This window comes from Photobacterium aquae, assembly GCF_001029445.1.
Lineage (GTDB): Bacteria > Pseudomonadota > Gammaproteobacteria > Enterobacterales > Vibrionaceae > Photobacterium > Photobacterium aquae.
Genome location: NZ_LDOT01000020.1, coordinates 173,363 through 183,567, shown reverse-complemented (window position 1 = coordinate 183,567; position 10,205 = coordinate 173,363). Strand labels below are relative to the sequence as shown.

The window sequence follows — 10,205 nt, the reverse complement described above, 5'->3', positions numbered from 1 at the left end:
CGCCAAATTGTCTGATGGATAATGCAGAATCACTCTGCATGGCTGGTTTCCCAACCCCATCGAATATGGAGGCGCGTCCCGGAGTCGAACCGAGGTACACGGATTTGCAATCCGCTGCATAGCCACTCTGCCAACGCGCCATCACTGCGTCTCGTCACACAACAAGGTTAGTGCCGAGAACGAGGCGTACTCTACTTGATTGAGCAAACGAGTCAATAAGAAATTTTACTTTCGCGAATCAGATGATTAAATCAAAAGCAGAAAGCCCACCCTGAGCACTATTCGCTTACTCGACACCCAGCATTTTATATGAATATACACGCACTATGATCCACAACGACCTACTGTACTTTTTGCTAAAACCAATGCAAGGAAAGGTAACCAAAGTGTCAAAAATCGTAGACGCTCCTGTTTTGCTGGCGTAAGGTGTCTACTAAAGCTTTTGATAAATCAGAATAAAAGGATGTTTCATGAAACTGCAAGTACCAGATAACTACCAACCTCTACTGGGACTCCGCGATACAGAAGTTGCCATCAAAAAGCTGAAAGATTATTTCGAAAACGCATTGGCTTATGAATTGTACCTTACCCGCGTATCAGCACCGCTATTCGTCAAACCTGAAACTGGCCTCAATGATAACCTTAACGGTACCGAACGCCCTGTTAGCTTTGACTTGCTTGACGACAACGGCGCCAATGTAGAAGTCGTACACTCACTGGCTAAATGGAAACGCATGGCACTAGGCCGCTATGGCTTCCAGAATGACGAAGGGCTATATACAGATATGAACGCCATTCGTCGCGATGAAGAGTTAGACAATATTCACTCTATTTATGTTGACCAGTGGGACTGGGAAAAAGTCCTCGACAAATCCCTACGTAATGAACAATACCTGCGTACCACTGTCGAGAAAATCTACAATGCTTTCCTAAAAACCGAAAACTACATCTATCAAGAATACCCGGTACTACAAAAACGCCTGCCTGCCACGGTAACGTTTATCACCTCTCAAGAGCTACTTGATAAATACCCGGAACTCACTGCCAAAGAACGTGAGAACGCCATATGCAAAGAGCATGGTGCCGTCTTTATCCAGAATATCGGTCATGCCCTATCTCATGGCGAGCGGCATGATGGCCGAGCACCCGACTACGATGACTGGAACCTAAACGGCGACTTGCTATTCTGGAACCCGGTCCTCAACAGTGCGTTGGAGTTGTCCTCTATGGGGATCCGTGTATGTGAGGATAGCCTGACTGAGCAGTTGGCCATTTCCGGCTGCGAAGATCGCGCCACGCTCCCATTCCATAGCATGGTACTAGATAAAAAACTGCCTTACACCATTGGTGGCGGTATCGGCCAATCACGCATCTGTATGTTCTTCCTGCACAAAGCACATATTGGTGAAGTACAATCCTCGATCTGGCCCGATAAGATGATTGAGGAATGTGAAGCTAACCAAATCATTCTTCTCTAATCTCAAACCAAAGAAACGCAAAAGCCTCGGTACTTCTACCGAGGCTTTTCAGATTCAGCCCATCAATCATCATGATAAAGGCACACCCCAGACGTCAAACCGGGATCCCTCGGGGTTGCAATATCCAAAACTTATCATTAAAAGAGTGCAGACTAATTGACTCTCTTAGATAAAAAAGGCTCACCGAAGTGAGCCAACATAGGATTTAAACTTTACGCTGTAAGCATATAACTCGCTGCGTGAGTTAAAGTGTATATAACGAGACCAGGCAAGAAAATCGCGTATGCCGGAGACAATGTGCGATCAAGGTAACTGTGTAACGGCTTATTCATCATCACCACCCCGGTCAATGTTACCCAAATCATGATGATGGTTAGCCAGCTTGCCACTCCGAACCCATACCCTGCCGTCACTGTGTAGTTGTGGGTTAGTACCCCAATCGCTGTCACAGCAGCTAGGCAAAGGATAGAAAGTAGAAATTGGAATGGTCTGTTAGTTTTAAACATTAATCTTTTCTCAATGGTTGGCATTGCTATGCGGCTCACCTCAGGATAAACCCCACATTTAATGCCCCGCTTTGTTTATTGGTTTATGAATCGTAGTAGACCGTAGGCTATACAACCTGCCAAGTATACATATCATACATAATGTAGGACAAATCGTATTCTTGATACGCTACCATATATCGAACACTGGGCTTAATGCAGTATATTATTGACCACCCGACAATATAAGCATTCTTAGGAAGGATTCTGCAATATACAATTTCACGAATAATCAATGCCATAGCTGACTACTTAACGTCATCATCCAAGTAAATTCTATACTACCCTCCAACATAACAAGCCATGCATGATGCAGACTGAACTATCTATGAGTAATTGCGGCTGAAACTAGACTTACTGTCAACTCTATATAGAAGTATATCAATACCTTAGTAGATACTGATGTATCACCAATTTCATCCACCAATGACATCTGTAGTTCGGGATTAAGATGCAGGTTTATCACTTACCATCTTCTGCGTTAAGCCCATGCTTACGCATGACCTTTGCTCGCTAGAGCATCACTTCCTCAATTGTCAAAAAGGGTCAAAATGGATAAGGATAATTTCAGCATATACAAACTTATCGACATTATGTGCATATTTATTATTTTTAATCATTTAGATAAGTTCATAAGTTTTATTACAACGACAATTGGATTACATACGTTAGTTTATTACTCTACTGATATCGAAATGATATTTATATATAAGAGATTTGTTTATTTTTAATTTCACAATCAAAATCTAGGCATATACAGCTTGAAATATGAAAATATCCACATCAAATAGACCTAACCTATTCACAATTTTTGTACCTTTGAACAGATTAATGTATATTCCGGCTCAAATATTGTCCGACTAGAATAAAATACAGATCCTTAACTATTCATGAATAGCTGCCACTGGGCGGATTCAAACACATCAGCTTTATCACACTGAAAAATCAGTGAAACATTATAAATGGTAAGAAATGAATAAAAATATAAAATTCCTGACAGGCAGTTGCGTTCTATTGATCTCAACTTGTGCAAACTCTGCATCACTAGAAATACATGATGACAAACGTAATAGGGATATTCCTGTTTTAATCACAGAGCCAGTTTCCACGACTTGCACACCAACAAAACGTTGCCCTGTCGCTATATTTAGTGCAGGAAACAAAGTACCTCATGACCGCTATTCTTTTCTGACAGATAAATTTAACGAAATGGGTTACATAACAATCTCAATAAACCATGAACTACCAAATGATCCACCACTATCAAAGGTCGGCGATTTATACCTTACACGCATTGAAAACTGGCAACGCGGTGCAGATACTATAAATCATGTCGTAAAAAAATTACCCGATTATTTCCCGAACAATTACGACTTCAGTAATATTGTATTAGTTGGTCACTCTAATGGTGGTGATATTTCAACATGGCTGACTAACATGAACAAAGACTATATCTCAACTCTGATCACCTTAGATCACAAGCGAGTTCCCCTACCACGGACAACGGGTATTCACGTCTTATCCATCAACTCACCAGAGTATCCCACAAAACTTGGTGTGTTATACTCCCCAGAAGAACAAGAGCACTTTGGTAGTCAGGTTCACATGATTGAGCTATCAAAGCACATGGACTTTAGCGACTTTGGTACACAGGAAGTACACGAAAAAACTAACAAAATTATTGAACAGTTCCTCCGAGTACAAAATCCATGACCATCACAGTACGCCAAGTAGCGCTAGAAGACGCAAAAGGTATTACCAGCGTGTTGAACCCGATCATTACTGAAGGTAAATACACAATCCTTGATACAACCTACACTCCAGAAGAAGAAAAAGAGTTTATTGCTAACTTCCCTGATCGTGGAGTGTTCTCTGTTGCCATAGAAGATGGTAATGTCCTTGGATTCCAGAACGTTGAACCTTTCGCAGACTACACTAAAGCATTTGATCATGTAGGTGTAATCGCAACTTATGTAGACAGCGCAGCACGTAGGAAAGGTGTCTCTAAAATGCTTTTCGCACACACATTCCGAATCGCAAAGGAAAAAGGCTACCGTAAACTATTTGCTTATGTGCTAGGCGATAACGACAGAGCACTAGCTGCTTACACAAAACAGGGGTTTGAAATCGTCGGTATTGCCAAGCAACATGCCAAAATGGGCGATAGATACGTAGATGAAACGTTAATCGAAAAACTTCTGTAAACAAGAGGCGTCCCAAGGGACGCTTTTTTAATGAGTATACTTCCACCATACGCTTGGCGTTATAGACCAGTGTGCTTCTATACATAGACACCTCGCGTAGGGTAATGCCCTTCTGTCCAATCATCTCAATTATCTACCCTCCTTTTTTACGATGTTAACACCCGCAAAAACACGTTACTGAGTAATGAATTGGCCACTGAGTTAGCCAATGAAAACGAATCTGAAAGGCAAACCTGGTCTTACCTCTTGATAAATAATGAATTTTTTCAAGAAATTAAGCTCTCGGTATCGAAAATCACTCTCATTAATGTTAATTTACAAATGTTGCGCGCGTTTTGTGGAGCGATATCACACTTTTTATAACATTCACTGTGCAACACACAACATCAAACTAAGGCATTTCAAATAATGTTTATTAAAAACCTTTCTATTTCAAAAAAGATTTCTTTTACTTTTTTAATTATTGCCCTTCTCAATAGCACTTTTGGATTCTTTCTAGCGTCTGAGCTAAACAACATCGAAAAAGAGTTATTAAACTATACCGACGATACACTCCCTGCGATGGAAAATGTCGATTCAATTCGAGACGATTTATCACACTGGCGTCGATCTCAGTTTGCGCTTTATACCTTTACCGACAAGCAGAAAATCACCTCACAAATCGCCAGTAATGTTCAAATGCGCGATCAAATCGCTCAAAAATTAACAGCATACGGAAGCACCGTGTGGGCGGGGGAAGAGCAAGCCGTTTATCAACGTCTAATGCAAAAATGGGAAAACTATACCCGTATCATGGCGACATTTAATGATGCGATGCTAGATAACAATAAAAGCAAAGCACACCCAATTTTGGCCAACTCGCTTGGAGAATTTAACGCGGTTGATAACGAATTAAACAATTTAATTCAATTGCTTAAAAAAGCGATGGAGTCTAACAAAACGCTGATTTTAACGTCAGTTGATACCTTAGGCCATACCTCCATCTTTGTTAATATCATGGGTATTATCGTCATGGTGACAATGACCTGGGGACTCACTCGTCTAATTTGTGGCCCATTACAACTTGTTGTTGAACAAGCCAATACCATTGCTACGGGCGATTTATCACACGATATTAATCGTGGTGCAATCGGCCATGATGAGCTAGGCAAACTGGCCGATGCCACCACTAAAATGCAAAACAACCTTCGCCAAATTATTGAGAGCGTGATCGCCGCAGTCACCCAATTGAGCAGCGCCGTTGAAGAGATGACCCAGATATCTAACTTATCAGCTTCAGGGATGGAAGAGCAGCAACAACAAATCACTCATATCGCTACGGCCATGACACAAATGAAAACGACGGTTGCCGATGTAGCACGCAATACCGAAGAATCCGCTCATCAAGCTGAACAAGCAAATCAACGCACTCAGCATGGCGTACGTGAAACCCAAAGCATGATCAAAGGCATTCAGGATGTTGCGATGGTGATCGGCACAGCAGGCGATACCGTTGCAGAGCTGGAAGCTCAATCCAACAAAATTAACCTGGTAGTGGATGTGATCCGCGATATCGCCGATCAAACCAACCTACTGGCACTCAATGCTGCTATTGAAGCGGCCCGTGCCGGCGAATCAGGCCGAGGCTTCGCTGTTGTTGCCGATGAAGTACGTACACTGGCTGGCCGTACACAAGATTCGACCAGCGAAATTACAACGATTATTGAGCAGTTACAATCACTATCAAAAGACGCTAAACACGCTACGGAATTATCACGCAGTGGCATTGCCACCTGCACCCAGCAAGGACATGCATCGCAAGATTTAATGAGTGATATTGAGCACTCTATTGCGGATATCTCCAACATGGGCAGCCAAATTGCCACGGCATGTCACCAGCAAGACTCCGTTGCTGAGGATCTTAACCGCAGTATTGAGCATATCCATCTGGCATCACAAGAAGTCGCCGAAGGATCACAACAAACATCTCAGGCCTGTCGTGAGTTAAGCCAACTATCAATCTCACTACAACAGATGATGAACCGTTTCAAACTCAGCTAATTAATGAAGGCATCTGAAGCATTGACTTCAGGTGCCTTCTCTCTTCTTATTCCCTTAAGACTCGAATACGAAATTTCAAAGCGCTGCAAAGCCATTATAGCCGCAGAAATTGACACCTTTTGGGGTACCTGCAGCCTTGATATTTACATCAATCAGTAAGCGAAGTAAGCGAAGTAAGCGAAGTAAGCGAATATAACATTCGCTTGTGCTGATAAGAAAATGACAGGTACAAAAAAACCAGCTTACGCTGGTTAATGCTGCCATAACATGGCAAGAGTTTTAGCCATACACTCGGTTCCTGATCTTCAGGAAACTCGTCGTGATCTCAACCTTGGCAGGTTGAATTCAAACAACTGAAACAGTGTCGCTTTTTCTCTAAAGAGATATGGTGCCCCGGGCCGGACTTGAACCGGCACAACGCGAACGTCGAGGGATTTTAAATCCCTTGTGTCTACCAATTTCACCACCAGGGCACACAATTCTGTGTGCATGCCAGCTATAAGCTAACATCTAAAATATGGAGGCGCGTCCCGGAGTCGAACCGAGGTACACGGATTTGCAATCCGCTGCATAGCCACTCTGCCAACGCGCCATCACTACCAACTCTCTTCGCTGGTATGGTCGCCATTTTACACAACCCAATATGGCTGTCTACGAAATAAATCAGTAATATCAATCGTTCGCTGATTTTTCCGTCAAACCAACTAAAGACTGAACTGAAATACCAGCCAATGTACTCTGATACCCATAAATTAAAACAAAAAAAGCGCCTAACTGGCGCTTTTTCAATGGGCTAAATACCAAGCAGCGGGTTATAAATGCTCAGAGTTCAACAAATCATCCTTTGCTGCCCGGATATAAATATACATTGACCAGTAAGTCAGCACCGTTGCTACGTAGAGCGCAGCAAAGCCAAACCAGACTACCCACTCATGTGGATGCCACAACAACAGTAGCAACGCCAGCATCTGCGAAGCAGTTTTAACCTTACCAACCCAAGACACAGCTACACTCGAACGCTTACCCAATTCAGCCATCCACTCACGTAGCGCAGAAATAATAATCTCACGGCCAATCATGGTAACGGCTGGAATAGTCACCCATAGGGAATGATAGTGTTCAACAACCAATACCAATGCGGTGGCTACCATCACTTTATCCGCAACCGGATCAATAAACGCACCAAAGCGCGTCGTCTGGTTTAACTTGCGAGCCAAATAGCCATCAAACCAGTCCGTGACACCTGCGATGAAGAAGATCAATGCCGTTGCAAACGGCGCCCACTCATACGGTAAGTAAAATGCAATAACAAAAAACGGAATAAGCACTAACCGTATGAAACTGAGAATATTGGGGATAGTTAAACGCATAATCAATAATTCTTATTTTCTATCATCTGTTGTCGGACTGCTAACCTTGCAGCGCGTCATAAATTTTATCTGCCAATGTCCGGCTGATCCCCGGTACCTTGGCAATTTCATCTCTGCTGGCTTTTTTAAGTTCTTGTAATCCACCCATATATTTGAGCAACGCTTGGCGTCGTTTCGGACCTATGCCCTCCACATCTTCCAGTGTGCTCCGTTTTCTCACCTTAGCACGTTGGGCGCGGTGACCACTAATCGCATGATTATGACTTTCATCACGAATATGCTGGATCAAATGCAATGCCGGTGAGTCCGACGGTAAGTTAAATTCCTCACCCGTGGTTAACAACAGTGTTTCCAAACCCGGTTTACGGGTTGTCCCTTTTGCCACCCCAACCAAACGAGCACGTTTAGGCCAGTCTGCCATTAGAGGGTTTACTACATCATACGCTCTTGAGAGCTGACCTCTACCCCCATCGATAAAAATAATATCGGGGATCTTGTCCGGATCGACCTGGCCGCCATAACGCTTTTGCAATGCCTGCGCCATCGCCGCATAATCATCCCCCCCAGTGATACCAGAAATATTATATCGACGATACTCTTGCTTAACCGGCCCATCTCGATTGAAAACCACACATGATGCCACTGTTTTCTCACCCATGGTGTGACTAATATCAAAACACTCCATACGCTCAAGAACTTTTAGCCCAAGTACCTCAGACAACGCAGAAAAACGTTGCTGAACGGTCATCTTGTGATTCAATTTGCTACTCAAGGCCGTGGATGCATTCGTCTGGGCTAATCGCTGGAATTTGGCCTTATGACCTCGCGTATGCGATTTCACTTTGACTTTGCGGCCGGCCAATTCTGTCAGCGCCTCTGATATCACATCCTGCTCATCACCGAGATCTTCACCAAGCAGTATCTCTGACGGGATCACCCGCCCCTCTGCTTGATTCAAATAAAACTGAGTAACAAAACTAGAAAGCACTTCTGTCAAAGAGGCATCTACAGGCATTTTGGGGAAATAGCCGCGACTACCGAGAATCTTGCCCTGGCGAATATACAAGGCATGAATACATGCCATACCGTTGTCGTGAGCGATCCCTATCACATCAAGATCATCTTCGCTGTCCTGGCTGACAAACTGCTGCTCCTGCACTCGCCGTAATGCCTGAATCTGATCACGGTACTGCGCCGCCTTCTCAAAGGCCAATTGCTGGCTTGCCTGCTCCATTTTTTCAACTAGGGTATTGATAACCTGACGGTCTTTACCTTTAAGAAACAAACGGACAAAGTTCACCTGCTCCTCATAGTCGGCATCACTGATCAGCCCCTTCACACATGGTCCAAGACAACGACCAATCTGATACATCAGGCAAGGACGGCTTCGGTTACCATAAACCGAATCTTCACACTGGCGGATAGGGAATATTTTCTGCAAGAGATGCAAGCTTTCGCGCACAGCCCCACCATCGGGATAAGGGCCAAAATACTCCCCTTTACGCTTTTTCAAGCCGCGATGAAGACTCAAACGAGGGTGGGCCGATGCACTGAGGAAAATATAAGGGTAGGATTTGTCGTCGCGAAGCAGCACGTTGTATTTAGGTAAATACAACTTAATGTAGTTATGCTCGAGGATTAAGGCTTCCGTTTCGGTGTGCGTCACCGTCACATCAACCTTGGCAATATTTTTGACTAAGGCTCGGGTCTTTTCACCACTCACATTAGTACGAAAATAGCTGGATAATCGTTTTTTGAGATCTTTGGCCTTCCCAACATAAATAACCTCACCAGCAGCATCATACATTCGATATACGCCAGGCTGGTGGGTTACAGTTTTCAGGAAGCTCTTTGCGTCAAACGACTCTGACACTACAACGTCTCTGCATCGAGCATTCCATGACGAATAGCAAGATGGGTCAGCTCAACATCACCATTAATATCAAGTTTATTGAACAAACGGTAGCGGTAACTATTGACTGTTTTCGGGCTTAGGCTGAGTTGCTCAGAGATATCTGTGACCTTCTGCCCTTTAGTGATCATCATCATGATCTGCAACTCCCTCTCGGACAAATCCTTGAATGGATTTTCTGAGGCAGGAGCAAATTGGCTTAACGCCATCTGCTGGGCAATTTCTGGCGAAATGTAACGCTGTCCGCTGTTGACCATACGAATCGCATTGACCATCTCATCCGGACCGGCCCCTTTAGTCAGATAGCCAGATGCCCCAGCTTGCATGACCTTAGTCGGGAATGGGTTTTCAGTATGAATCGTTAACACAATAATTCTGACATCAGGACTAAAACGCAAAATCTTACGTGTAGCTTCTAGTCCCCCAATGCCAGGCATGTTCATATCCATAAGAATGATGTCAGCATGATTACTACGACACCACTTTACGGCTTCCTCACCACTGTCGGCTTCCCCTACCACTTTAATACCACGGACGTCTTCAAGCAGACGTCGGATCCCTGTGCGAACCAGTTCGTGATCATCTACAAGGAATACATTAATCAAGCTGTATCTCCAATATGATTTGGCTCTGCACCCTGCCTCAAAAAGGCGGGA

Annotated in this window: 7 protein-coding genes and 3 tRNA genes; 4 read left to right on the top strand and 6 right to left on the bottom strand. The window is 43.8% G+C overall.

The window, feature by feature from the left end:
- Positions 1-66: 66 nt before the first annotated feature.
- A tRNA-Cys gene (locus ABT56_RS14105) sits at positions 67-140 on the bottom strand.
- A 330-nt stretch (positions 141-470) separates the two neighbouring features.
- Between ABT56_RS14105 and asnA the strand changes: the two genes are divergently transcribed.
- The 4 genes from asnA (at position 471) to ABT56_RS14075 (ending at position 6,267) form a co-directional block, all read left to right on the top strand.
- Positions 471-1,478, top strand: coding sequence for an aspartate--ammonia ligase (asnA, locus tag ABT56_RS14100; protein WP_047879517.1), 1,008 nt, complete (start codon positions 471-473; stop codon positions 1,476-1,478).
- 1,517 nt (positions 1,479-2,995) lie between these two features.
- Positions 2,996-3,736 carry an alpha/beta hydrolase gene (locus ABT56_RS14085; RefSeq protein WP_157037855.1) on the top strand — a complete coding sequence of 247 codons (741 nt, stop codon included), beginning with the start codon at positions 2,996-2,998 and terminating at the stop codon, positions 3,734-3,736.
- Complete coding sequence (locus tag ABT56_RS14080) at positions 3,733-4,227, top strand: GNAT family N-acetyltransferase (protein WP_047879514.1); 495 nt, start codon at positions 3,733-3,735, stop codon at positions 4,225-4,227. Before ABT56_RS14085 ends, ABT56_RS14080 begins: the two co-directional genes overlap by 4 nt.
- Before the next feature lie 408 nt (positions 4,228-4,635).
- On the top strand, positions 4,636-6,267 hold the full coding sequence (locus tag ABT56_RS14075) for a methyl-accepting chemotaxis protein (RefSeq protein ID WP_047879513.1): 1,632 nt from the start codon (positions 4,636-4,638) through the stop codon (positions 6,265-6,267).
- A 386-nt stretch (positions 6,268-6,653) separates the two neighbouring features.
- On the opposite strand, the gene ABT56_RS14065 is transcribed toward ABT56_RS14075, so the two are convergent.
- The 5 genes from ABT56_RS14065 to uvrY form a co-directional block, all read right to left on the bottom strand.
- A tRNA-Leu gene (locus ABT56_RS14065) sits at positions 6,654-6,740 on the bottom strand.
- A gap of 45 nt (positions 6,741-6,785) precedes the next feature.
- A tRNA-Cys gene (locus ABT56_RS14060) sits at positions 6,786-6,859 on the bottom strand.
- 220 nt (positions 6,860-7,079) lie between these two features.
- A complete protein-coding gene (pgsA, locus tag ABT56_RS14055; RefSeq protein WP_047879511.1) occupies positions 7,080-7,637 on the bottom strand; it encodes a CDP-diacylglycerol--glycerol-3-phosphate 3-phosphatidyltransferase in 558 nt (185 codons plus the stop codon).
- 40 nt (positions 7,638-7,677) lie between these two features.
- Entirely contained in the window at positions 7,678-9,510 is a 1,833-nt protein-coding gene (uvrC, locus tag ABT56_RS14050; RefSeq protein WP_084722293.1) for an excinuclease ABC subunit UvrC, read from the bottom strand.
- A complete protein-coding gene (gene uvrY, locus ABT56_RS14045) occupies positions 9,510-10,154 on the bottom strand; it encodes a UvrY/SirA/GacA family response regulator transcription factor (RefSeq protein WP_047879510.1) in 645 nt (214 codons plus the stop codon). Before uvrY ends, uvrC begins: the two co-directional genes overlap by 1 nt.
- Positions 10,155-10,205 lie beyond the last annotated feature (51 nt).

Bases quoted from the DNA above. Each gene is read 5' to 3' on its own strand.
- asnA (WP_047879517.1), top strand. From the start codon at position 471: ATGAAACTGCAAGTACCAGATAACTACCAACCTCTACTGGGACTCCGC.
- ABT56_RS14085 (WP_157037855.1), top strand. From the start codon at position 2,996: ATGAATAAAAATATAAAATTCCTGACAGGCAGTTGCGTTCTATTGATC.
- ABT56_RS14080 (WP_047879514.1), top strand. From the start codon at position 3,733: ATGACCATCACAGTACGCCAAGTAGCGCTAGAAGACGCAAAAGGTATT.
- ABT56_RS14075 (WP_047879513.1), top strand. From the start codon at position 4,636: ATGTTTATTAAAAACCTTTCTATTTCAAAAAAGATTTCTTTTACTTTT.
- pgsA (WP_047879511.1), bottom strand. From the start codon at position 7,637: ATGCGTTTAACTATCCCCAATATTCTCAGTTTCATACGGTTAGTGCTT.